21 protein-coding genes are annotated in these 24,750 nt (G+C 32.4%); 6 read left to right on the top strand and 15 right to left on the bottom strand.

The window, feature by feature from the left end; genetic code table 11:
* Positions 1-317: 317 nt before the first annotated feature.
* The 5 genes from Q4P18_RS06330 to Q4P18_RS06310 all read right to left on the bottom strand — a co-directional run bounded on the left by Q4P18_RS06330 (position 318) and on the right by Q4P18_RS06310 (position 10,773).
* Complete coding sequence (locus Q4P18_RS06330; protein WP_303336921.1) at positions 318-3,932, bottom strand: hypothetical protein; 3,615 nt, start codon at positions 3,930-3,932, stop codon at positions 318-320.
* Between the two features lie 168 nt (positions 3,933-4,100).
* Positions 4,101-7,205, bottom strand: coding sequence for a collagen binding domain-containing protein (locus Q4P18_RS06325; protein ID WP_303336918.1), 3,105 nt, complete (start codon positions 7,203-7,205; stop codon positions 4,101-4,103).
* A 179-nt stretch (positions 7,206-7,384) separates the two neighbouring features.
* Positions 7,385-9,037: a thermosome subunit alpha gene (thsA, locus tag Q4P18_RS06320; protein ID WP_303337232.1), complete on the bottom strand. Its 1,653-nt coding sequence runs from the start codon at positions 9,035-9,037 to the stop codon at positions 7,385-7,387.
* A gap of 119 nt (positions 9,038-9,156) precedes the next feature.
* Positions 9,157-10,380 carry an FprA family A-type flavoprotein gene (locus tag Q4P18_RS06315; protein WP_303336915.1) on the bottom strand — a complete coding sequence of 408 codons (1,224 nt, stop codon included), beginning with the start codon at positions 10,378-10,380 and terminating at the stop codon, positions 9,157-9,159.
* Positions 10,381-10,503: 123 nt separating this feature from the next.
* Entirely contained in the window at positions 10,504-10,773 is a 270-nt protein-coding gene (locus tag Q4P18_RS06310) for a hypothetical protein (protein WP_303336913.1), read from the bottom strand.
* Positions 10,774-10,900: 127 nt separating this feature from the next.
* On the opposite strand from Q4P18_RS06310, the gene Q4P18_RS06305 reads away from it, so the two are divergent.
* Genes Q4P18_RS06305 through Q4P18_RS06295 form a run of 3 tightly spaced genes read left to right on the top strand, consistent with a single transcriptional unit; the run spans position 10,901 to position 12,168 of the window.
* A complete protein-coding gene (locus Q4P18_RS06305) occupies positions 10,901-11,056 on the top strand; it encodes a hypothetical protein (RefSeq protein WP_303336910.1) in 156 nt (51 codons plus the stop codon).
* 21 nt (positions 11,057-11,077) lie between these two features.
* On the top strand, positions 11,078-11,524 hold the full coding sequence (locus Q4P18_RS06300) for a hypothetical protein (protein ID WP_303336906.1): 447 nt from the start codon (positions 11,078-11,080) through the stop codon (positions 11,522-11,524).
* Between the two features lie 8 nt (positions 11,525-11,532).
* The gene (locus Q4P18_RS06295) at positions 11,533-12,168 is read left to right on the top strand and encodes a DUF116 domain-containing protein (protein ID WP_303336903.1); all 636 of its coding nucleotides are present in this window, start codon (positions 11,533-11,535) and stop codon (positions 12,166-12,168) included.
* A 16-nt stretch (positions 12,169-12,184) separates the two neighbouring features.
* Here Q4P18_RS06295 and Q4P18_RS06290 read toward each other — a convergent pair whose 3' ends face one another.
* The 5 genes from Q4P18_RS06290 to Q4P18_RS06270 form a co-directional block, all read right to left on the bottom strand.
* The gene (locus tag Q4P18_RS06290) at positions 12,185-12,397 is read right to left on the bottom strand and encodes a hypothetical protein (RefSeq protein ID WP_303336901.1); all 213 of its coding nucleotides are present in this window, start codon (positions 12,395-12,397) and stop codon (positions 12,185-12,187) included.
* 1 nt (position 12,398) lies between these two features.
* Positions 12,399-13,601 (bottom strand): hydroxymethylglutaryl-CoA reductase (NADPH), encoded by a 1,203-nt coding sequence (hmgA, locus tag Q4P18_RS06285; protein WP_303336899.1) that lies wholly within the window; start codon positions 13,599-13,601, stop codon positions 12,399-12,401.
* A gap of 9 nt (positions 13,602-13,610) precedes the next feature.
* Positions 13,611-14,471 carry a succinate--CoA ligase subunit alpha gene (sucD, locus tag Q4P18_RS06280; protein WP_303336895.1) on the bottom strand — a complete coding sequence of 287 codons (861 nt, stop codon included), beginning with the start codon at positions 14,469-14,471 and terminating at the stop codon, positions 13,611-13,613.
* Between the two features lie 12 nt (positions 14,472-14,483).
* A complete protein-coding gene (locus tag Q4P18_RS06275) occupies positions 14,484-15,209 on the bottom strand; it encodes a hypothetical protein (protein ID WP_303336893.1) in 726 nt (241 codons plus the stop codon).
* Between the two features lie 181 nt (positions 15,210-15,390).
* Positions 15,391-16,212 carry a 4Fe-4S binding protein gene (locus tag Q4P18_RS06270; RefSeq protein ID WP_303336890.1) on the bottom strand — a complete coding sequence of 274 codons (822 nt, stop codon included), beginning with the start codon at positions 16,210-16,212 and terminating at the stop codon, positions 15,391-15,393.
* Between the two features lie 206 nt (positions 16,213-16,418).
* Between Q4P18_RS06270 and aroD the strand changes: the two genes are divergently transcribed.
* Both aroD and Q4P18_RS06260 read left to right on the top strand, forming a co-directional pair.
* Positions 16,419-17,093, top strand: a complete 675-nt coding sequence (gene aroD, locus Q4P18_RS06265) for a type I 3-dehydroquinate dehydratase (protein ID WP_303336887.1) — start codon at positions 16,419-16,421, stop codon at positions 17,091-17,093.
* A 9-nt stretch (positions 17,094-17,102) separates the two neighbouring features.
* Positions 17,103-17,720 (top strand): S24/S26 family peptidase, encoded by a 618-nt coding sequence (locus Q4P18_RS06260; RefSeq protein ID WP_303336884.1) that lies wholly within the window; start codon positions 17,103-17,105, stop codon positions 17,718-17,720.
* 45 nt (positions 17,721-17,765) lie between these two features.
* Here Q4P18_RS06260 and Q4P18_RS06255 read toward each other — a convergent pair whose 3' ends face one another.
* The 5 genes from Q4P18_RS06255 to Q4P18_RS06235 form a co-directional block, all read right to left on the bottom strand.
* Entirely contained in the window at positions 17,766-18,104 is a 339-nt protein-coding gene (locus Q4P18_RS06255) for a P-II family nitrogen regulator (protein ID WP_303336881.1), read from the bottom strand.
* Positions 18,105-18,115: 11 nt separating this feature from the next.
* The gene (locus Q4P18_RS06250) at positions 18,116-19,333 is read right to left on the bottom strand and encodes an ammonium transporter (protein ID WP_303336879.1); all 1,218 of its coding nucleotides are present in this window, start codon (positions 19,331-19,333) and stop codon (positions 18,116-18,118) included.
* Between the two features lie 303 nt (positions 19,334-19,636).
* A complete protein-coding gene (locus Q4P18_RS06245) occupies positions 19,637-21,112 on the bottom strand; it encodes a hypothetical protein (RefSeq protein WP_303336876.1) in 1,476 nt (491 codons plus the stop codon).
* Positions 21,105-22,157, bottom strand: coding sequence for a DNA cytosine methyltransferase (locus tag Q4P18_RS06240; RefSeq protein ID WP_303336874.1), 1,053 nt, complete (start codon positions 22,155-22,157; stop codon positions 21,105-21,107). Before Q4P18_RS06240 ends, Q4P18_RS06245 begins: the two co-directional genes overlap by 8 nt.
* Positions 22,158-22,167: 10 nt before the next feature.
* On the bottom strand, positions 22,168-23,226 hold the full coding sequence (locus Q4P18_RS06235; RefSeq protein ID WP_303336871.1) for a DNA cytosine methyltransferase: 1,059 nt from the start codon (positions 23,224-23,226) through the stop codon (positions 22,168-22,170).
* A gap of 300 nt (positions 23,227-23,526) precedes the next feature.
* Here Q4P18_RS06235 and Q4P18_RS06230 point away from each other — a divergent pair, with 300 nt between their 5' ends.
* Positions 23,527-24,750 (top strand): HD domain-containing protein, encoded by a 1,224-nt coding sequence (locus tag Q4P18_RS06230; protein WP_303336869.1) that lies wholly within the window; start codon positions 23,527-23,529, stop codon positions 24,748-24,750.

Raw genomic sequence — 24,750 nt, 5'->3', positions numbered from 1 at the left:
TAAAAGATTGTTTTTGAGTATAATAAAAAAATAAGTAAATTAACATCAGTATAAAAGAAATTAAATAATAAAAACAATTATTTTATAAAACTCAACAATAAATCATTATATAAGCTAAAAACCAATAATGACAATGATTATAAAGAAAAATCCATACATTAGTTCTAATAAAAATAAAAATAACAATATATCAATTAGTATTGAAGTAAAAAACTAATTTTAATTAAAATAACATAAATTTACAAAAACAATTGAATAAGTCAAAAACATAAAAAAGAAAGATGTAAAAAAATGAATTTTTACATAATGTTTAAATTTTAAAACAATGTTCCAAAGTTAGGAGAATATGACTTCCCCCATTTATAAATAGATATGCCTGAAGCACCTGCACTGATAACTATTCTACAGTCACTGTAAAGTTCTGACAATGGTATCGGAATTTGAAGCGCATCTGCCCTATATCCTAATAAAGATGCCCAAATAGGAACACTACTATGATCATGAGCCCATTTTGCATAATTATAAATTATGGCGTTTTTATTTCCTACAAAGCTTGACTTATAAATTAAAGGAATAACAACATCAACATATTTTGAAATTGTAGGAACATCCTGACCAAAGTAGTATGCAGTTTTTTCTGCTCTAGCGATGCAAGCAAATGATAGTATCAAATCAGGATTATAGCTACGTACAATATTGGAATAATCCTTTACCAAATTATTGATAAGTGAAGTAGCTATGGAATATTTGTAAGCATTGCTTGGGAATCTTACAAAATCAAGAGAAATACCATCCACATCCAAAGTTGAATAATATTTGGCTTCTGCAAGAGCCTGATTAATGATGGTATAATCAGGTTGTCCATTTGACAAAACAGGAGAATAGTTAGGTCCTGAACTTTGATAGATTGAAACCCAAAGGTGCACGTAAATGCCATAGGAATTAACGGTTTTTACCCAATCCATAAATTTCTGCTCACCATATGTGACAATATTATAGGAATGGATGAACAAATCGGTAGTTCCCAATTTTTTAAGGTTTGCAAAATTCATGTTAGCTGAAATGGAAATCACATAATAACTATTCCTATTATATAATTTAGTTCCAATCTTAACTGATTTAGATCCTGAAGTTCCAGAGAACTGAGAATTGCCCCCATAACTATAACTGAAGGTATAGGTACCTTGATTTAAGTTAATAGGCAGTGTAGCTATCCCATTCTCGTCTGTAATTTTATTATAACTAACAGGTAAGCCGGATCCTTTAATTGTAAATTTAACAGTTTCACCAGCAATAGGAAGTCCATTTGATCCTGTTAATTTTACAGTACATCCCTTATTTTTATTTTCCTTATACAATGTTGTGCTTCCAAGGTATTCAAACTTGGTTTCCATTTTGTTCAATACGTTAATTGAAATTGTTTTTGAAACACCCTGTATTTTTGAATTACCATCATATGTACAAATAACATCATATTTTCCAGGATTCAAATTGATTTCCAAACTAGCTATACCGTCCTTATCAGTAACTACATCATAATCCTTATTATTTATTTTAAGAATTACATGCTGGTTTGAAAATGGAATGTCTCCAATTAAAAGATTAACTTGCAATTTTTGACCTTTTCCATAATTTACAATATTGCTATTGAATTTGACCTTATCTGAATCTATTATTTTTACATAGCTAGATTGTTTAACAAAACTGTATCCATTTTCATTTACTGTGTATGTAACAAGAACATTGGATGGAATGAGATTCATCTTCAATTTTGCTACTCCATCATCATCAGTCAACACATTATAGTTATTGCCTTTCACAGTGAAGAATCCGCTAAGGTTAGCTAAAGGTTTTCCATTTGTATCCTTAACTGTAACTTCAAAGTTATCTCCTTGATGTAAAATATCATCTTTAACTTCTATTTGAACTAATTTTCCATTTAATATGCTGATTTTAGAGTCTTTATAAGCTCCAAACATATAATTGTCACCTAAAAAGACATAAGTCACATCATAGTTTCCAACGCCAACATCTGGATTGAAACTAGCAATACCTTGCTTGTTTGTGTAAGAAGTATAAGATTTTCCATCGATTACCATAATCACCGGAACTTTAGCTATCTCATGTTTCAAATTGTTGGTTAAACGTACTTGGAATGTATTACCTGAATTTTCTTTGATATTTGTAGTAACATCATATATATTGGTCCTAACATTTCCAGTAACTTTGATAGAATTTGAACATGATTCACCAGTTTTCATATAAACTGTTTTGACAGTGTATGAACCTGGATAAAGGTTGATTTCCAACTTAGCTACACCATTTGCATCTGTTGTTATATAATAATTCTTTGACGAGATGGTACATTTAAGTTGAGCACCTTGCAATGGTTTTCCTGTATCATCAACTACAGTTACAACATATGGTTTTTGATAATCCAAATATAGCTTATCCACATTAGAACCAGATACACTAGGCAATACTTGAACTGTAGTGGTTATATAAGTCTTATCTGCCATATTGGTTGCTTTTATGGTATATGTACCTTTACCAAAAGTACCGAGATTAAGTTTGGCTAATCCATTACTATCCGAAGTACTTGTATATGTTTTCCCATTAACAACAAATTGCACTTTAGCATTTGCCAATGTTTTGCCGTTGAATGCATACAACTTTACTGTGTATGGATTGCCGCTCTTATAGTATTTAGTACCTGAAACACATTCAATATTCGGTAAAACTACAATCTTGTTTGAAACTGAAGTTTTGTCCGCTACGTTTTGAGCAGTGATAGTATATGTTCCCTGACTAAGGCCAATTCCTAATGTAGCCACTCCGTTACTATTGGTAGTTTGAGTGTATGTCTTTCCTTTAACTGTAATTGCAACTTTGGAATTAGCTAATGGACTGCCATCTCCTCTTATTAATTTAACTGTATATCCTGTACCGTTGTTATAGCGTTTAGTAACATCTCCACCAATAATAGTAGGCAAAACAGTTATAGTATCCTGTCTGGAAGTCTTGTCTGCCAAATTGGTTGTTGTTATTGTATAAGTACCTGGTGAAAGGTTAATTACTAACTTAGCCTTTCCCTGACTATCACTAGTCCAGGAATAAGTCTTTCCAGCAATATTATATGAAAGCTTGCTGAAACTTAAAGGAGTGCCATCGTTCTTTACCAATGTAACATAATACTGGACATTTTTGTAATATCCCTTAACGTCCCCGCCAACAACAGTAGGCAAAACAGTTATTGTATCTTCCCTATATGTTTTATCTGCCATGTTTTGAGCCTTGACAGTATATTGGCCTTGACTAAGTCCAATCGGCAAGGTAGCTACCCCATCACTATTGGTGGTTCTGGAATATGTCTTGCCCTTAACAGTAATATCAACCCTGGAATTGGCCAATGGAGTGCCGTCCGGATTAACCAACTTGACTGAATATCCTGAACCGTTGTTATAATACTTGGTAAGATCGCCACCAACAACAGTAGGCAAAACCACTACATTTGAATCGACTGTAAATAATGAATCGCCAAAATATGAAACGGAAATTAAATAACTGCCCGGACTTAAGTTAATAGGCAATGTAGCAACCCCGTTTTCATTAGTGACTTTTACATAGCTTACGCCTTTGACTGTGAAAGTTAAACTTTGATTTGAAAGCGGATTACCATTTTTGTCGTTTAATGTTGCATCACAGTGTGTGTCGTTTTTATAATATTTCACAATATCCGGAGCCACAAGTGATACACATCCATCATTAGCATTAATTACACTAATATCATCAGAATTTGAAGCTATAATAACATCATCATCCGTTAGAACATTATTTGAATTAATATCTGCATTATCCATTGCATTAATGGCTGAAATTGAACTAAAAATAAGTCCCACCATCAATAGAATGAATAAAAATTGTTTTTTCAAAAATATCTTCTCCACAATAAAAATTTATAGAACATATGAATAAAAAAAAAATATTCACACCTTATAATTATGTTAATACGTACTTAAATAATTAATCTATATACGATTAGTGAAAAATTTTTAAAAAAAGAAAAAAGGTAAGAAAAAATATTCTTACCATATCAATGATTAATAAAGCTCATTGAAGTTAGGGTGAGGTGTTGCACCCCATCTAAATATTTGAATTCCATCAATGTGTTGTTTTAAGGTAATTTTAATATCCCTGTTAATCTCTGAAAGAGAAATCGGTTCTTGAATAGCATCGGCCTTATAACCCAATAAAGCAACCCATAGTGGAGTTCCTTCAGCATTATTATAACACCATTTGGCTAAATTTGAAATCCATAATACCTTTTCTGTAAATGCTGATTTGTAAATCAATGGAACTATGACATCAACACACTTTGCTATAGCGTGAATATCCTGAGCATGATCATATACTGTATTCCTTTCCCTAGGAATGATAGTAGACAGCATTAGTAAATCAGGATTTGCACTGCGTACTGTGTCTGCATAATCCTTTACAACATTACTAATGATGCTGGCAGAATCCTGATAGTAGTGAGCAGTTCCAGGGAACCTGATGAAATCTATAAGAATTCCACTTAATCCCGGAAGGGTTGCATAATATTTGGCCTCATTAAGTCTCTGATTTACAATCTCACGATTTTGAGTACCATCCTCATTAATTGGTGGAATAAATTGTACATTGTTATGGAATATAGGCACCCATAAATATACATTGATACCATATGAATTAGCATTTCTAATCCATTTCAAAACATTTTCCTCACCATATTGTATTATGTTCTTGCAATGAACAAACACATCAGTAGTTCCCTGTTTTGCAAGAGCCTTGAAATCAGCATCCTCGTCTCTCCATATAAACATGTACCCATTTCTTTTATAAAATTTTGATTCCACAGAGAATTTTTGAGATCCTGAACTGCCTAACAATTGACCATTTCCTTCAAACTTATAGAAAATTTCATAGTTGCCTTTGCTTAAATGAATAGGTAATGAAGCAATCCCATTTTCATCTGTTGTTCCATAGTAACTTATGCTTTTTAATTTAAAGCTAATATTTTGATTCCCGATTGGAATGTTATTGGAACCGACTAATCTAACAGAAAAATTGCCTCCATCCTCTACTGAAAATTGTTTTTCACCAACATATCTTAATGATGTGTCCATTGAATCCAATACAATTATATAAAATGTGGTTTTTACAGCATCCAATATTGAATTTCCATCATAAGTGCAAGTTATATCATATGTTCCTGGTTCCTCATCGATTACAAAAGAAACAATTCCTTTTTCATTGCTGACAAGATCATAATTTTTATTATTGACTGAAATTGATACTTCTTGATTTGCCAAATAAACATTATCCACTAAAAGCTTAGCGCTGAATTTCTGACCTTTAATATAACAGTTGGCATCATTTTCAAATTTAACATTAGGATTATCGGATACGACAGTTACGTTAACCAAACCTGTTACAGGACTATACCCCTGCTCAGCAACAGCATATGAAACAGGAACAACCCCTTGATTTAAATTAATAGGTAAACTAGCAATACCTTCTTCATTAGAAATAACCGTATAATTTTTATTCAATACATTAAATGATATGTGGACATTTGGCAAAATATTGCCATCAACATCATTTACAATAACATCCAATGATTCCCCCCTAACAACAATAGGAGTTGAAACCTCCAAAGTTGTTGTTTTTCCTTTTAAAACTGTTATGTTGGAATAAATAGATGTTTCCCCATTGTAGTTATTTCCTAAGTAAATATATAAAGCACTATAATTACCCGCATTTAATCTAGGATTGAAAGTAACAACACCCTTATTGTCAGATACGGCATTATAAGATTTCCCATCCACGACCAAAACAACATTCCTGTTAGGGAGTTTGTTTCCCAAAACATTAGATAAAACTATTTTAAGGGAATTGCCTGAATTGTCATCAATAACCGTATTTAAAACTGAGATATTTGAATCAGGTCTTGATAAAATTTTCAAATTGTTATTGCATGATTGACCATTGTCCAAATTTGTTGTTTTTATTTTATAAGTTCCAGGATTAAATGAAATATACAATGAAGCGATACCTTCAGAATTAGTAATTCTGTTATAATCCTTGTTTGCTACTGTAAAACGAACTTTAGCACCAGAAACAGGATTGCCTTCGCTATCAATGATTTTAGCCTCAAAATTCTTGTCATCACCATATCCTTTAACAAGATCTGCAGTTACAATATTTGGAATAACATAAATTGTATCTTGACGGAATGTATTGTCAGCTAAATTTTTAGAGATGATGGAATAAGTGCCAATATTTAAATTAATCGGCAGACTTGCAATACCATCAGAATCACTTAACAAAGTATAAGTTTTACTTTTGACAGTGAAAGCCACCTTAGAATTAACCAAAGGATTACCTTTGCTGTCAATAACCTTAACAGAATAAGGAGTACCATTCTTATAGTACTTGACCAGATTTCCACCAATGACATTAGGAATTACGGTTATACTGTCCTTGCGATAAGTGTTATCTGCCAAATTTTTAGCAACAATTTCATAATTCCCAACCGCAAGATTGATAGGCAATGTGGCAATACCATCAGAATCACTTAACAAAGTATAAGTTTTACTTTTGATAGTGAAAGCCACCTTAGAATTAACCAAAGGATTACCTTTGCTGTCAATAACCTTAACAGAATAAGGAGTACCATTCTTATAGTACTTGACCAGATCTTCTCCTATAACTGTAGGTAAAACTATAATTTTAGAATTAATAACTGCAGAATTATAGTTTTCAGTTCCATTATATAATGCAGTTATTGAATATGTTCCCTGAACCAAATTAATAGGCAGTGAAGCTATTCCACCATTATTAGTAATTTTTACGTAACTAACGCCCTTTACAGTGAAAATTACTGGTTGTTTTGAAATAGGATTGCCCTTATAATCTGTTAAAATCGCATCAAAGCTTGTACCATTTTTATAATATTTCTCAATACTTGGAGCCACAAAATTCACAGGTTTGACCGTTAAAAAATCATATTGATCATCTGAGTCACCCACATTAGAATCAGAAGTCAAATTATGATTTTGAATCTCATAACTCGAATTTACATCATGCTCCATAGCACTAACTGCTGAAACAGAACAAAAAATAACCAGAACAATTAGCGGGAGCAACAACCATTTACTTTTCAAAATATCTCTCCAAAAATAATTAGAAATTAATAACTTAATATTAATACAATAATATATTTATACATATCATGTATATATAAATATCTAATAATCATTTAAAGCGTTAAAATAAGAAAAGAAATACTATAAAAAGAAACAATAAATAAAAAAAAAAGAAAAAAAAGTAAGAAAAAATATTCTTACATCATTGGAGGCATTCCACCCATTCCAGGAGCTGGAGGCATTGGTGGCATGCCACTGTTATCATTTCCTGATTCGTCAGGACCAGTTGAATTTAATCCGTTTTTAGCTGCAATCATATCATCAATACGTAAAATCATTTCAGCAGCTTCTGTGGATGCTTGAAGAGCTTGTATTTTAACTTTTAAAGGTTCCAATACTCCTTCCTCTTTCATATCAACTATTTTTCCTGTGAATACATTGATTCCCATTGCTGGAGATTCTTCATGAGCAGCTTTTAAGTCTGCAATAAGATTGATTGTGTCTAAACCTGCATTTTCAATCAAGGTTCTTGGAATGATTTCCAAAGCTTCGGCATAAGCCAAAATAGCTAATTGTTCCCTTCCCATTACAGAATCACCGTAATCTCTTAATTGTTTTACAAGTTCGATTTCAGTAGCTCCTCCACCAATAAGAACTTTTCCGTCTTCAATAGTAGCTGCAACTACACCTAAAGCATCATCTAATGCCCTGCTGATTTGTTCAGTTACATAACGAGTACTTCCCCTCAATACGATTGAAGTAGCCTTTGGATTTCCACATTCTTCAATGAAAGTCAATTCATGATCAAAGATCTTTTCAACATAAATATGGCCTGCAGAACCTAAAACTTCAGGAGTTAAGTCTTCAATATCAGTTACGATTTTTGCTCCAGTAGCCTTGTTAAGTCTTTCCATATCGGATTTTTTAACACGTTTGTAAGCTACAATTCCAGCTTTATTTAAATAATGTTCTGCCATGTCGTCAATTCCTTTTTGACAGAATAAGACATTAGCACCGGATTCAACAACCTTATCCACTAAATCCTTAATCATTTCTTCCTCATTATTTAAGAAAGCCTCAAATTGATCAGGACTGGTTATGTCTATTTTAGCATCGGTTGTGATTTCTTTTAATTGAATAGGATATTTGATAAGTGCAACTTTAGCATCCTTAATATCTCTGGACATGTTTTTAGAAACAGGAGTTTTATCCATTATGATTCCTTCAGCTAAGAATGAATCTTCTACAGAATCTCCAGATATCCTTTGGATGTTGATGCTGTCCTTATCCACTTTTCCATCTTCCTCTATTCTTAAAGCAGCATCTACAACTAAGTCAGCCAAGTGTTCCTTAGCAAAATCAGAACCTTTACCGGTCATAGCAGTCATAGCTACCTTTTTAAGAGTGTCCTTGTCTCTTGCGTCAACAGAAATGTTATTTAAAATTTCAAGTGCTTTTGCTGAAGCATTTCTAAATCCTCTAACGACAACAGAAGTAGCTATTCCATCCTCTAATAAGTTTTGAGCTTTTTGTAATAATTCTCCTGCAATTACAACAACAGAAGTAGTTCCATCTCCAACAATATCTTCTTGCTTTTTAGCAATTTCTACAAGCATTCTAGCTGCAGGTTGTGCAATATCCATTTCTCTTAAAATGGTTGCACCATCATTAGTTACTGTAACGTCCCCCATAGAGTCAACTAACATTTTGTCCATTCCTTTTGGACCGAGGGTTGTTCTTACAATATTTTCTAAAATTTTAGCAGCAGTAATATTCATTCTTAAAGCATCCCTACCAGAATACCTTTCAGTACTTTGTGGTAAAATGAATATTGGTTGATTTGCCATTATATCACCTTAAATTAATTAAATTATTCAACAATAATAAATGAGTTTAAGGTTATATAAAAAAGTTACGGAAAATAAAATAAAAAAAAATAGAAACTCATAAGAATATGAGTTTAAAAGAATTATTCGTCTTTAATTTCTTTTGCTAAGTTTTTACCCATTTCATAGCAATGGTCTAAAACTTCTTCAGTTGGAATGTAAGTAGTATCATATTGTTCGAGGACTTCAAAACCGGCTGCAGTTAAATCAGCATCAAGTTTTCTGTTAGCTCCTCCACCCCAACCTTTGGAACCGAAGCATACTGCTTTTTTAGTATATCCGGTTGCTTTAAAGTTAAGAGCTGTTAAATAGTAAACAATGTCTCCAAGACTTGGATAAGGGTTGTTCATCATGGTTGGAGAACCGAAACAAACAGCTTTGGAATCTAAAATATCGGTTACAACGTTACATCTTTCATCTTCATGGATGTAGTACATTTTAACTTCGATTCCTTCAGACATGAGTCCTTCTGCCATAGCCTGAGCCATTTTTGGAGTTGAATGATGCATTGTATCATAAACAAATGTTACTTTATCTTTACATTCTCCATTAGCCCATTCATTGTATTTTTCAATAATCTTTCCAGGTTCGGTTAAGATTTGACCGTGAGAAGGAGCAATCATTTTAACTTGCTCGAGTAATCCTAAGTCTTCCAATTCTTTTAATTTGTTTCTGTACATCATTGAAGATGGAGTAATTAAATTAGCGTAGAATTTTTGAGCGTGTCTCATTAAAACTGCTTCATCGATTTCATAATCATATCTTTCGCTTACACAGATATGTTGACCAAATGCATCATTGGAACATAAGATTCCATCTTCCATGATCATAGTGAACATGCTGTCCGGCCAGTGAAGCATTGGAGCTTCAACAAATGCTAAAGTCTTTCCACCTAAATCGACTTGATCTCCTGTTTTTACGGTTTTGAAATCAAAGTCTTTTAAGTATGGCAAATGACTTTTTAAACCGTTTACAGCCATGTTTGAACAGTAGACTTCTGCATCAGGGAATTTTTTAACAAATTCAACAAGAGTTCCTGAGTGGTCATTTTCAATATGGTTTTGAATGATTACATCAATGTTAAATTCTCTTCCTTCTTGTTCAAAAGCATCTTTTACTCTACCCCATAATTGAGCACCTTGACCAGGGTAAACGTTGTCTATTAAAGCTACTTTATCTTCACCAAAAACTAAATAACAGTTGTAGGTTGTTCCATCTAATATATATCCATGGTAGTCTCTAAGATCCCAGTCTAATACACCGACCCAGTAAACACCATCTGCAATTTTTAATGCATCTGCTTTCATATAAATACACCTAAATTAATAATATTAATAATAAATAATATGTATTTTAATACTTAAATAGTTATTTTAGAAAAATAGTTTTGAATAATAATTAATAAAAATAAAAAAATAAGATATGTTTAATTACATATCACAAACACAATCATCACTGTAAGTGTAGTAGAATCTGTATTGTTCGTTTACAACAGTAATGTATTCGAAGCATCCACCAATGATTTCTGCAATTTTTTGTAAATCATCGATTGGGATTTTTTCACTATTGTTAATACTGACAGCAAAAATAACTTCATCGCCTAAAATATCGTAATCTAATACTTCTGATTTGTCAGCATATTCGTGTTTTTTTAAGATTTCCAATACTTGATTTTCAATATCTTCACTAAATTTTACCATTTTTTCATCCTCCTAAAGATGTATAGTAATTAGTAATAAGTTCTCATATATAAAGTTTTTGTATGAATTGCCCAATACAATAATAATTTTATAATATTAATTATAAAAATTAGGTATAGGTGATAAAATGTGTTCTACCGGAGGCCCAATGGGCGATTTTGATTTGAAAAAATTAAAGACAAAAAGATATAGATGTTTAGCTTGTGGAAACGAGTTTAAAAGTATTGGAAAAAGAGTAATATGCCCTTCATGTCAAAGTGACAATGTGGAGTGCAAGGAATAGTTTCAATCATGAGGGATTTTATTGAAGATTGACTTAAAAGATGATGAGATTCTCTTTTTAGAATCAGAAATCGGCGTTGTTGGTATTGTAAAGGTAGCTAAAGAAAACAAAATGCAATTCATAGCTACACAAGAGGAAGAAATAGTTCAGGTTCTTGAAAAAGATGACATAATAGCTGTTTCTTCTTTAAAAGGCAATAAAAAATCAATACGTGCTCTGGCCTATCTGACAAGAGAGGAAGATTCACCTTTGGTTATCCTCAATAAAAACCACCCCTCTACAAAAAGATTATCAACCGTCGTTTCCGTTGGGGATGTTGTTAACCTTAACTGCAACATTACTCCAGGAACCCATCCGGAACAAACCGTTTTATGCACAACCCATGAGCTTCATGACTTGGAAATTAAAAAGACATCCACAGGAATTGAATTAAATAGGGATGCAAAATATACCATTGAAAAATTTTAGGTTATTCTATGATTGAAACATTTTATCAGTTCTTAGGACAGCTTGTGGTTAGCCTGCTTATTCTAATAGCTATCCTAATAGCGATCGTGCTGATTTTAGGTTTGATACTTCTTAAAAAAAACATACTGATTTTTCCAAAGACAATTGTGTTCCTAATTGATTTGCTGTACACCCCCATAAAAAAGGTATTGAAAATCTTTAAAAAAGATGAAACCATCGTCGATACAATAGGAATAGAAGCCAGAAATAGAGTAAACAAGGAAAAATTTAGTGAAATTCCAGCAGAGGAAACCTTAATTTTCCTACCTCATTGCCTAAGACATAGGGATTGTGAAGCTTTGCTCCAGGAAACCGGCCTCATTTGTACCGAATGCGGAAAATGTTCCATTGGAGCCATTCAAAAGAAAGGAATAGAATTAGGGTATAAAATATATATCGTGCCAGGTTCAAGCTTCGTTAAAAAAATAGCCAAGGAAAAGAAGTTCAAGTCCGTTATTGGAGTTGCCTGCAAATCTGATTTGAACCAGATAATGATGCTTTTGTCTGACTTTCATCCTCAAGGAGCATTGCTCAAAACAACAGGCTGCTTTGAAACAAAAGTGGATATGAAAAGTCTGCTAAAAATAATGAATTCAAAAAAATAAAATTAAAAGGAAGATATTAATCGTCATAATATCTGAAAAATTCAAGAGATTCTGGAGATTCATTGAATTCTTTAATAAAAAGCTCCAAATCTTTTATAAATTCTTTTTTTCTATCTTCAACATTTTGAAATGATGAATAATCTTTTTTTATGGTCAAATTCATCAAGATATCATCGGTTTCAAGGGTGAGTTCCGGATATAGCAATTCATCAAATTCATCTTCAAACAAATTAACCCCTTCCCAATTCCTGATGAGCTCTTGCAAGATGTCCTGCTGACAATGCTGCAAGTAATGACAATTCTCCTGCAAGAACTGTACTTGCTACAATTTCAGCAAGCTCCAAAGCCTTATTTGATCCTGCAACACCTAAAATGTTCAAACCTTCATTAGCTGTTTCTATGGATGTTCCTCCACCTACAGTAGCTATTGGAAGGTCTGGCAGGTTTACTGAAAAATATAAATCCCCATCACGATTTTCAGCTGTTGTGATTCCCAAGGAACCTTCAACAACATGAGCCGCATCTTGACCTGTTGCTAAAAATATTGCTGCAACCATATTGGCATAATGGGCGTTGAACGCCATGCTTCCAGCAGCTGCAGATCCTATTAGGTTTTTAACTGTGTTAACCTCAACAATGCCTTCTGCGGTTGTTTTGAGTTTTTTGTTTACTATTTCCTCCGGGATTAAGATATCTGCAACTACTGTTTTTCCCCTTCCTTCAATAATGTTTATTGCAGCTGCCTTCTTGTCAACACAAACGTTACCACTTAATGCAATATGGATGGCACTGGTTTCCTTTGTCATTTCATCCAATATTTTCTCGGTGGCTATTGTGACCATATTCATCCCCATGCTGTCGCCGGTTGAGTAGACAAAACGAGGATAGACATAGTTTCCAACTATTAGAATAGGGTCTATCTTTATCAGTTTTCCATGAGATGTTGTTGATTCAGCTATTTCCTTTAATTTTGAGAAATTATTTTCGAACCATTGTTTTATTTTTAAGGCATCTGCTACATTGTCTGTTTTAATGGCTGGAGCTCTGGTCATGACATCTGAAATAACACGAGCATTAGCTCCTCCAGATGCTGTAATTGTAGATGCTCCCCTATTTATTGACGCCACAAGTGCTCCTTCTGAGGTAGCTAACGGAACCATCACTTCACGATTGCAGTGTTCACCATTGATTTTTAAAGGTCCTGCCACTCCCATTGGAATTTGAAGCACTCCGATTGGATTTTCAATATTCCTTTTAGATGCCTTTTCAATATCCAGACTATAATTACCAATATTGTCTAATTTAACATCACTGTATTGTTCAATGAATGCTCTTCTAATATCGGTAGCTTCTTTTACAGAGACATGTTTTTCAATTTCATACAGTCTCATCTCATTGTTTAACAGTTTGTTAATAATCTCTTCAGAATTCATGTTTCCACATTAGATTGATTCTCTGACAAGTTTGCTGATTTCTGATGGCATGGTAGCTACCTTTACACCAGCTTCAGACAATGCATTGATTTTACTTTTAGCTGTTCCAGAATTACCTTGAATGATAGCACCTGCATGACCCATTCTTTTACCTGGTGGTGCAGTCATACCTGCAATATATGAAACCACAGGTTTTGAAATATTATTTTTGATATATTCAGCAGCCTTTTCCTCTGCATTTCCACCGATTTCACCAATCAATACTATTGCGTCGGTTTCATCATCTTTTTCGAATCTTTTAAGAACATCGATGTAGTTAGTACCGATAACAGGATCCCCGCCGATTCCCACACAGGTACTTTGACCAATGCCTGCACGGGTAAGTTGACTAGCTACCTCATAGGTTAAAGTTCCGCTTCTGGAAATAACACCAACATTACCTTTTTCAAAAATATGAGTAGGCATGATTCCTAATTTGCCTATACCTGGTGAAATTATTCCAGGAGTGTTAGGCCCTATTACTGTAGTACCCATCTTTTCAGCATAACTCATAATTTCCATAGAATCGTGAACAGGAATATGTTCAGAAATAATAACAACCAATTCCAAATTTCTAATTGATTCAAAAGCCGCATCCTTTGCAAATTTTGCAGGAACAAATATGATAGAAGCGTTAACGTCCACTTCTTCTTTTACTTCCTCGATTGAATTAAAAATAGGAACTCCCATAAAGGATTGACCACCTTTTCCTGGAGTTACACCTGCTACGATATTTGTATCATAATCCAACATTTGTTCAGTATGGAATGAACCTTGCTTACCAGTAATTCCTTGAACTAAACATTTAGTATCCTTATCCAATAAAATCATAAACTTCACTCCTTATTTTAATATTCTTGTTTTATTCTGGAACGGAACAGCTAAATCAATAACATTTCCATTCATAAAAGCAGTAGCTGAAAAAATAACGCTTCCCGGAAGTACATTACATACACTGCCTCTTTCAACCAAATATGTATTCTTATTTCCAAGTGCAGCACCAATCATTGCACCTGCAACAACACCTACTGACTCTATGTCTTCAATAGTTGCAACAATAACCGGATCATCAGTTTCTGGAGAAACATATCCTACACCAGGTATTTTTCTAGATTTTTCTTCAATCAAATCTGAAACATCAGTCACATCATCCATATTTCTGGCTGCTTTAATTGCAGAATTGGCTGCCTTACCTACAAATGATTCACCACCATAAGTATCAAAACCCAAAACGATTGCATCAGGATATCTATCTTCACGAATATTTGCTTCAGCATAGGAAATTCCTTCCCCAGCAGTATCTGGATCTTGAGAAATTCCACTTAAGTCACCGTAATTTTCTGCATTGTCTTTTAATATATTAACAATTCCGGCATTAACAGTTTCAAGTAAATCATCTTCAACAAATGCAGATATTACAACATCATCTCCAGTGACATTTGTTAAAGCTGCACCGACAGCACCTAATGTTTTTAACTTATAAATATCTGCTTCAATGTTTTTTACTAAAGAATTGCTGCATGACACGTCGTTTTTTGATATGTCCGCACCAATAGATGTAATTTTCAAAATAACACCCTTTAATTTTTAATTATAAAAATATAAAATTATTAAAATTTTATTAATATATACTATATACATCAATTTATTTAAATATTAAGAAAAAAATGGGCTTTTTTGATAAATTGTAGCATTTTTTCAAATCTATTGACCTGTGAAAATATTGAGTTACAGCTTGGAAAAAAAGAGCTTAATATTTAATCAAGCTGTACATCCTATCAGCAACGCTTTTAACTGACTCGTCAGTGAATGAGATTGTGATTGCTTTAGGTTTGCATTTATTAGCACATAATCCGCAACCGACACACAAATCCTTGTCAATGACAATCCTGCCATCCTTTAAAGATATGGCATCGGCCATGCAAGTATCCTTTAAGCAAGCCCCACAATTGATGCACTTATCTTCATCAAAATTAATTGAAACTCCTTCCAAAGGCTCTATCTTATCGGTTATTTCATCGTTCAAATCAGGAATTACTTTCCATAGGCAGCAGCAAGGACAACAATGACAGATTGTAAGAAGTCCATCACGAGGCCCTACATTCATCCAAACTGAATCTATCTTATTTTTTCCAATCATGTGAGTTAAACCAGCGGCATCCGCTTCATCAACATGTTCTAAAGCCTCTTCCACAGTTGCCTCATGACATATTGCTCTTGGAATCTTTTTTGTAGTAGGCCCTAAGAAAATACATCCAAGATCCTGAGGATAATCTTCACAGCCACTAGATGATCTGCAAAGACAACTATCCATAATAACTATATCGTCTGTTTTTTTAATAACCTCTTTTAAAACGCCAGTAGGTAAAAATTCTGATCCTGAGGATTCTATTTTTTTGTTAACTTCAATTGTGTTAGGAACAAAAACAATTTCATCATCTTCAAACAAAAGCTTTTTGATGATTTTATTCATAATTTTAGACTGTTTTGTTAACCTAGCTATCCTAAAACGCCAGTTGAATATTCTGTTAACAATAAAAATACTAATTTCTGCAAAACTTATCTTTTTCATAGTTATCCAAATAATTATATCAATTCAAAATCTACAATTTATATTATATTAGTATTTATAAAAACTTTATTATATAAGTTACATTTTTTATCCCCTACTATTTAAAATTAATAAATAATTATCATATAATTTACATTTTTTATCTATTGTTGATTTTAAAAAAATTAATAAATAATTATTGTCAAATTACATATTAAGGGTGAAAAATGTATTCTCAAACTAAAATCGCAATACCAATATTTCAAAAAAGTACAGACAAGGTTATAACCATAGCTGAAGATTGTATAAAAAAAGGCGCAGATATTCTAGAGTTTAGAGTTGATGGGCTTAAAGACCCTGTTTTAAGTGACATTACCAATACAATCAATGAGATTAATTTCCCAATGATTGTAACCAACAGGATAAGTACTGAAGGTGGATCATTTAAGGGCAGTGAAGAAGAAAGAATAGATATTTTAAAAGGATGTGCAGATTTAGTTGAATATGTTGATGTGGAATTGCAAACCGATGACAAGTATATAAATGAACTTAAAGACTACAATGCTGACTTGATTGTGTCCTATCATGATTTTGAAAAGACTCCAGAGCTTGATGAAATATACTATATCGTGGAAAAAGAGAAAAGCATTGGAGATATTGCAAAAGTAGCTTTCATGCCTAACGATCTTGAAGACACCATGAAAATACTGGCTATACTATCTCACTATAAAGATACAATAGCCATTTCAATGAGTGAATTGGGCAGTTATACAAGGGTGATGGCTTCCAAATTCAATTCACCGATTACTTTTGCTGCAGGAACTGACGTGACTGCTCCTGGACAAATCGATATTGAAACAATGAAAGCATTATTGAATATGGATTTACCGATTGAACAATAGGTTGTGAATATGGCTAGACTTTCAAAAAGTTTTGTCTTAACTATTTTTATTATTTTTATTGTAGCTATTGCCGGATTGGTCTATCTTGAAGATTTTAGTCAGCCTACTGCCAACGTTTATGTTGAAAACAATTCCGTTTCCTGTTCTATGAATTTTCCCGTTCCTAATCAGGATGCATTGGAAGAGGAAATATGTCATTACGTATCAACCCAATTAAATAATGTTGATAGTAACCTGACAACTGTAAAAGAAGGAATTCATGAAATAGGTTTAAGAAACGGAATTGAAAATCTCAATGTAAACATTAATTCCGAATTGGGCAATGACGTTCTACCAGTTAACTTCAATGTTGAAGGGACATCAATGGTTCCTACGCTTCAAGATGGCCAAACAATCATTGTGGAAAAAACCAAAGACATTTCCGTAAATGATATTGTTGTAGCTGAAAGTCCTGAATATGGTACCATAGTAAAAAGAGTTGGACAAATAGACGGAAAACAGGTTTATCTTGTAAGTGACAATAAAAAAGTCGAATATGAGGAAATAAACGGAATTGTTTATGAAACAAAAGGAATTACAACATGGGTAGATATATCAGATATCTACGGAGTTGTAAAATCTTATTAGGAAAAAAAAGATTTTTTAAAAAAAAAAGAGTTATATGGATGGGGCTTAGACAGCACCATCTCCTTCTTCACCAGTTCTTATTCTGATAACATTGTCAACTGGGTAGATGAATATCTTACCATCACCAATGTTTCCTGTTTTTGCACCTTCAATAATTGCATTTACAATTGTGTCAACACCTTCGTCCTTTACAATTATTTCAATACGTGTTTTTGGAATTAAATCAATACAATAGCTGGATCCCCTGTAGGATTCTTTAATACCTTTTTGACTTCCTCTTCCTTTTACTTCAGAGACGTTCATACCTTCACAGCCAATTGCTGTAAGGGCATTTTTTACATCAGGATATTTTTCTTGTCTGATAATTGCTACTACACTTTTCATAATTAACACCCCTAGTTAAAGTTGTATGCAGATTCTTCGTGAAGATTGGTATCCAAACCAGTGATTTCTTCACTGTCTTTAACTCTAATACCGTCCAATGCTTTGTCAAGGATTTTAGCAAGAACATAACTTATTACGAATGAGTATACCAATGTAGCTACTACACTTACTATTTGAACCCATACTTGACCAGGATTTCCATATAATAATCCTGCTGCTTCATTAATAGCTGGTGCTGCAAAGATACCTGTTGCGATAGCTCCCCATATACCAGACATACCGTGAATTCCGAATACATCCAAAGCATCGTCGTAACCAAGTTTTGGTTTTAAGTAATAAATTGCAAAGTAGGATACGAATGGAGCTACTGCACCAATTACTAATGCTCCTGGAACATCTACAAATCCTGCTGCCGGAGTGATTGCTACTAAACCTGCAACTCCACCAGATATTGCACCTAATACTGTTGGTTTTCCTACAATTATGGTATCCAATATACACCATACGATTAATGCGATTGCTGCAGCAATGTTTGATACTAATATTGCGTTTGCTGCAAGACCATTAGCTCCAAGACCGGATCCTCCGTTGAATCCCATCCATCCTACCCATAATAGACCTGCACCTAAAACTGCATATCCTAAGTTATGAGGAATCAATGAAATGTCTTTTCTTTTACCTAAAACTAATGCTACTGCAAGAGCTGTAATACCTGAGTTGATGTGAACAACGGTACCTCCTGCAAAATCAAGAGCACCCATGTTCATTAACCATCCTCCACCCCATACCCAATGAGCGATAGGGAGGTAAACTACAATAGCCCAAATAGTAATGAAAATTACCCATGCTTTTGTTTTCATTCTTCCAACAAGACCACCTGAAACAAGTGCTGCTGTCAAACCTGCAAATGCAAGCTGGAATACAACAAACAATATTGTAGGTATTGAACCACTCAAATCGTTAATACCCATTGACTGCAAGAAGAAATCTCCTGGCTGACCTATGAATCCCCATAAGGAAGGTTCGCCAAATGCCACTGAATAACCAAATACTACCCAAATTACACTAAATATTGCAAATGCAATAAAACTTAAAAACATTGTGTTTAAAACGTTTTTTCTTTTACTTAATCCACCATAGAAAAAGGCTACAGCAGGAATGCTCATCATGATTACTAAAATAGTACATATGAGCACCCATGCTGTGTCACCTGCGCTAAATACATCCATATAAATCGTTTCTCATAAATTTTGTAATAATAAATAAATAGAAAGGTATTTTTTTAAACTTTCTAAATCATCTCCTGGCATACGGAAGTCGGTATCCGCCTTCCGATATATAATAATTAATTAGTATAGTATATAAATGTTTTGTTAAAAATTTTATGAATAAACAAAATAAGGTGCAAGTGAAAAAAATCTAAACAATTGAATAAAAATAAGAAAAAAATATGATTAAATATATAAAAAAAAATATTAAAAAAATAAAAAAGGTTATAAAACTTAATAATATAACTAAATTTTTAAAAAATATTAAGCCATATTAAACTCTTTATCAATTAACTCTTGTAGAGGAACAGTAATATCATTCCCCATATTAGATTTGATTAAATCATTTATCATTGAAAAATCAGCCAATTTATCTTCTGATGACAAACATGAATTTAAACAATATTGAGCTAAAGTTTCAGCTTCAACAACCACAATATTAAAATCTTTTATATCCCTTTTAACTCCCTTAGCAAATCTAGGAGAGACAATAATACAATATTCGGAACCATTTTTATCTAGATGATCTCGAATACGTGTAGATGTTATTGAATTAGTTGATGTTCTAGAAGTTTTAGCATCAACATTTATTTTGTATAATTCATCATCTTTATTATCCATAACACATAACAAATCAGTATCTCCAGAACCACTAATAAGTGTTACACTTCTATTCTCCCGAAACATTTCAAAAATAGGCAATAAACTATTTTCAAATGATTTTCCATCACGTGATCCGTATTTAGAATGATATACCATTGACTTTATATTTTCAATGACTTCAATATTATCATCGTTTCTTTCCATTATGGTTTCAATATATTTTAATGGAGCAAATTCATATAATTCCCTTATCCACTCATCTTTAGACAAATAAGTATCCTGCGTAGACACTCTTTCAAATAATGGGTTCTCCTTAATTAATATAATAGCTTGATTTTTAATATTTTCATTTAGTTTAATATAACCCGAATATTTTTTTCTAGGAGCATAAGCATCTTTACGAATAGCACTATAATTCCCATGAATAAATTCAAAAATTTTTCCATCATTATGGGACGCATCTCCTATTACATCAAAAACTCCGAATTCACGAAAAATTTTTATAAAATAGTAATTCATTTCATGAGTTGCATTTGCAAAAACTTCATTATAATTAGGAACTTCTTTAAAAAGATTCCATTTTTCATCATAACTTAAACTTCTATATTCCAATATACTATCAACTAACTCTGAATAATATTCTTCATTAATGTTCTCTAAAAACATTAAAAAATAAATACATTCATCAATATAAAGTTTTTCATCTAATCGCTTATCTAAAAGCAATTGAACAAATAATCTTCCAATATATATCTCAAAATTTGAAGAAGTATTACTGTAAGGACTAGGGAATTGCATTGAAAACAAATTCACCAACATATTCTCAGAATGTTTTATATCATTATTAGAACCCAAAAATAATTTTGTCATTGGAGAAGGAAAAAATTTATTAAATTTCTTATAACCAAACATATAAAAGCAAGCTTGACTTAAACGTACCCCCATAGTATTTGAACTTCCCTCCTCACTTCTACCTTTATAAACATCTTTTTTGGATAAGTAATCTTTTAAATTATTTTTATCTGTAGAATTATTTTGAGAATCAATGGCTTCTAAAAAAGTTTCAAATAATTTACCAGAACTAATATTTTTTTGCAATATCCATTTATTCTCTTTTGTTCTATTTAATTCAATCATTATTAAACTCCTTTTCCATTAAATTAACAATTTGGAAAGATAGTTTCGGAGGAATTGCTTCACCAACCATTTGTCTTATGAAATTATCAGTAGCCCATTCAGGAACATTCCATTCTTCTGGTAAAGAAGAAACAATGAATAATTCCCGAAGAGTTAACACCCGTGCATCAGAATAAGTCCCATCCGACAACTTACGACCAGGATGAACATTATTGTGCGAACCTATATTTCCATTGTTCATAGTTCTTGCGGGTGCTGGTGCATCCCACCTCATTCTTTTGTAAGTATTATGAAAACCCTTAATTCTACTACCATCCTTTTTTTTAGGATAATAAATCTCATTTTTAATTGCGCTACATCCCTCAGGAGTATGTTTCATAGCTTCAATTTCCCTTTCGTTGTGAGTTTTAGCATTATGGAATTTTAAAGAAGAAGACTCGCCAGATTCTAAACTTGGCAAATCCCCAATAGCTTCTTTTAAAGTTATTTCACTCTGAGTTTCAGGCCAATCCCACTTTTTACCCTTTTTAAACATTTTAATAATAGCTCTTGGCCTACTTTGAGGAATACCATAATCTTTCGCATTTAATAACTCTGCTTCAACATTATACTTATCAGAATACAAATCTTTTAATATTTCTTCTAATTTATAAAATGAATCTTTATATGGAAAATACATTGTCAAAAATCTAGAAACATTCTCTATTAAAATATAATCAAAATCTTTCTTATCGATTACATCCAAAATATCAAAAACCAAATAATTCCTAGGATCGGATTGCATTTGATCCAAATGTTTATTCATACCTAATGTACTTAAACCTTGGCATGGGGGTGTTGCTATTAAAAATTTTACATCATCATCAATAGATTCTATAAATTCATCTTTTATCTCTCTTTCTCTTATATCTCCAACAATCATATTAGAATCAGGATACATTTCCTGATAAAATTTAGCACGTTTAGGAATTAACTCATTAGCAACACAGATATCAATACCCGCTTCCTTGAAATAAGTTTCCGCAATTCCTGCACTAGAAAACATAGATGCACCTTTAATCATTTTGATCAATTCCTTTAACAATTTTATATGATAATTCTGGAGGAACACCCTCACCAATTATTTGTCTCATAAATGTATCAGTAGTCCATTCTGGAATATTCCAGTCCTCAGGTAAAGAAGAAACAATGAATAATTCTCGAAGAGTTAACACTCTTGCATCAGAATAAGTCCCATCCGACAACTTACGACCCGGATGAACATTTTCTTGAGAAGATATTGCATCACTTCTCATAGTAACTGCAGGTGCTGGTGCATCCCACCTCATTCTTTTGTAAGTAGATTTAAATCCCTTTACCTTTTCCCCATTTTTTTTAACTGGAAAATGTTCTTTATTTTCATGAGCGGAATGTCCTGTTGGCGTATGCTTCATCCAATTAATATGATTTTCTGTATGTTTTCTTGCATAATGATGTTTTAATGAGGATATTTCTTCAGATTCTAAACTTGGCAAATCGCCAATAGCTTCTTTTAAAGTTATTTCACTCTGAGTTTCAGGCCAATCCCACTTTTTACCCTTTTTAAACATTTTAATAATAGCTCTTGGCCTACTTTGAGGAATACCATAATCTTTCGCATTTAATAACTCTGCTTCAACATTATACTTATCAGAATACAAATCTTTTAATATTTCTTCTAATTTATAAAATGAATCTTTATATGGAAAATACATTGTCAAAAATCTAGAAACATTCTCTATTAAAATATAATCAAAATCTTTCTTATCGATTACATCCAAAATATCAAAAACCAAATAATTCCTAGGATCGGATTGCATTTGATCCAAATGTTTATTCATACCTAATGTACTTAAACCTTGGCATGGGGGTGTTGCTATTAAAAATTTTACATCATCATCAATAGATTCTATAAATTCATCTTTTATCTCTCTTTCTCTTATATCTCCAACAATCATATTAGAATCAGGATACATTTCCTGATAAAATTTAGCACGTTTAGGAATTAACTCATTAGCAACACAGATATCAATACCCGCTTCCTTGAAATAAGTTTCCGCAATTCCTGCACTAGAAAACATAGATGCTCCTTTCATACTATCGCCCATTATACTAAATAAATCTAATAATATACTAATTTATAAATTTTATAATAAATTATTCTTACGGTTTTAATATAAAATAATTTATTGATAATATTAAAATTAAAATAAAATTAATTAATATGTATTAAAAAATAAATTAATAATTTAAATACTTTATAAAATAATTTTATATGAACCTTTTAATTCCTATTTTGTAAGAGCAATTGAAAAGTATATTCAATATAACTAATAAAAACACTTAATTGATAAATAATATAATAATAATTAGCCAAATAAAAAGTGTGTGATAGAATGGGTGAAAAAAAGAAATTTATTAGGGATAGTGTTTATGGAGATATTAGCTTTAATGAATTTGAAACAAATTTAATGGATCAACCTTCATTTCAACGTTTAAGAAGAATAAAACAACTAGGACTTATAAATTTAATATTTCCAGGTGCAAACCATACAAGATTCGAACATTCAATAGGCACAATGTATCTTGCCTCAAGATTGTCTGAAGAATTAGAACTTGAAGAGGATGACGTTGGCCTTGTAAAAACGGCTGCATTATTACATGATCTAGGACATGGACCATTTTCACACGTATCTGAAGGAGTGCTTTCCTTTCCCCATGAGGAGCTTACCAAATATGTAATTAAAAATACTTCCATTAGGGACGTTCTGGAAGAAAAATATGATGTCAACAAAATAATAGAAATCATAAATGGGGAAGGATCCCTTGGCCCTATCGTCTCAGGTGAGCTGGATGTCGATAGAATGGACTATCTCCTGAGAGATTCCCATTACACAGGAGTGGCATATGGAGTAATCGATTATGAACGATTGATTTCCAATCTTAAACTTGAAAAAACATTAACATTAGATTTAAAAGGAGTTCAAGCAGCGGAAGGAGCTTTAGTATCAAGATATTTTATGTATCCTAGTGTTTATCAACATCACACCACAAGAATTGTAAATTCCATGTTTAGAAGAATTCTAAAAAGGCTAATCGACAACAACACAATCAATGAGAAGGAAATCTACAAATATGACGATACAGACATCATCAGTATCTGCAGACAAAGTGATGGTTTTATCAAGGACATAATCACAAGACTGGACAACAGGAACTTTTTTAAAAGAGCATTTACAATGAGATTGGAAAATTTTAAGAATCCTGAAAAGATTTACAAGATTACTCAAGATCAGCTTAGAAAAGCTGAAGAGGAAATTGCGGAATATTATAATTTAGATAAGGATTATGTGATACTCAATATAGCCGAATATCCACGTTTTGATGAAATGAAAACCCAAGTGTCAGTAGATAAAAAACTCTACCCCTTAAATGAGATTTCAAACATTATAGGTGCTTTAAGTAAAGCCAGATTCAATATTCCAGATATCAGCTTATATGTTCCTAAGGAGGACAAGGAAAAATTCAAAAAGTTCAAGATAAACAATTTCCTTGACTTGCCTGAAATCGACAAGGACAAGCATCATGGAATACATTATGACCAACTAAAACTATTCTAG

It is taken from the genome of Methanobrevibacter sp. (assembly GCF_030539665.1).
Taxonomy (GTDB): domain Archaea; phylum Methanobacteriota; class Methanobacteria; order Methanobacteriales; family Methanobacteriaceae; genus Methanocatella.
Note: the sequence above shows the minus strand (reverse complement) of the source record. Positions and strands in the feature narration are given on the sequence as shown.

What these genes read in the sequence shown, in the direction of transcription:
- Q4P18_RS06255 (WP_303336881.1), bottom strand. Translation starts at nt 18,104, where the DNA reads ATGAAAAGTGTAGTAGCAATTATCAGACAAGAAAAATATCCTGATGTA.
- aroD (WP_303336887.1), top strand. Translation starts at nt 16,419, where the DNA reads ATGTATTCTCAAACTAAAATCGCAATACCAATATTTCAAAAAAGTACA.
- Q4P18_RS06270 (WP_303336890.1), bottom strand. Translation starts at nt 16,212, where the DNA reads ATGAAAAAGATAAGTTTTGCAGAAATTAGTATTTTTATTGTTAACAGA.
- Q4P18_RS06235 (WP_303336871.1), bottom strand. Translation starts at nt 23,226, where the DNA reads ATGAAAGGAGCATCTATGTTTTCTAGTGCAGGAATTGCGGAAACTTAT.
- Q4P18_RS06295 (WP_303336903.1), top strand. Translation starts at nt 11,533, where the DNA reads ATGATTGAAACATTTTATCAGTTCTTAGGACAGCTTGTGGTTAGCCTG.
- Q4P18_RS06310 (WP_303336913.1), bottom strand. Translation starts at nt 10,773, where the DNA reads ATGGTAAAATTTAGTGAAGATATTGAAAATCAAGTATTGGAAATCTTA.
- hmgA (WP_303336899.1), bottom strand. Translation starts at nt 13,601, where the DNA reads ATGAATTCTGAAGAGATTATTAACAAACTGTTAAACAATGAGATGAGA.
- Q4P18_RS06305 (WP_303336910.1), top strand. Translation starts at nt 10,901, where the DNA reads ATGTGTTCTACCGGAGGCCCAATGGGCGATTTTGATTTGAAAAAATTA.
- Q4P18_RS06250 (WP_303336879.1), bottom strand. Translation starts at nt 19,333, where the DNA reads ATGGATGTATTTAGCGCAGGTGACACAGCATGGGTGCTCATATGTACT.
- Q4P18_RS06260 (WP_303336884.1), top strand. Translation starts at nt 17,103, where the DNA reads ATGGCTAGACTTTCAAAAAGTTTTGTCTTAACTATTTTTATTATTTTT.
- Q4P18_RS06240 (WP_303336874.1), bottom strand. Translation starts at nt 22,157, where the DNA reads ATGTTTTCTAGTGCAGGAATTGCGGAAACTTATTTCAAGGAAGCGGGT.
- sucD (WP_303336895.1), bottom strand. Translation starts at nt 14,471, where the DNA reads ATGATTTTATTGGATAAGGATACTAAATGTTTAGTTCAAGGAATTACT.
- Q4P18_RS06230 (WP_303336869.1), top strand. Translation starts at nt 23,527, where the DNA reads ATGGGTGAAAAAAAGAAATTTATTAGGGATAGTGTTTATGGAGATATT.
- Q4P18_RS06315 (WP_303336915.1), bottom strand. Translation starts at nt 10,380, where the DNA reads ATGAAAGCAGATGCATTAAAAATTGCAGATGGTGTTTACTGGGTCGGT.
- Q4P18_RS06245 (WP_303336876.1), bottom strand. Translation starts at nt 21,112, where the DNA reads ATGATTGAATTAAATAGAACAAAAGAGAATAAATGGATATTGCAAAAA.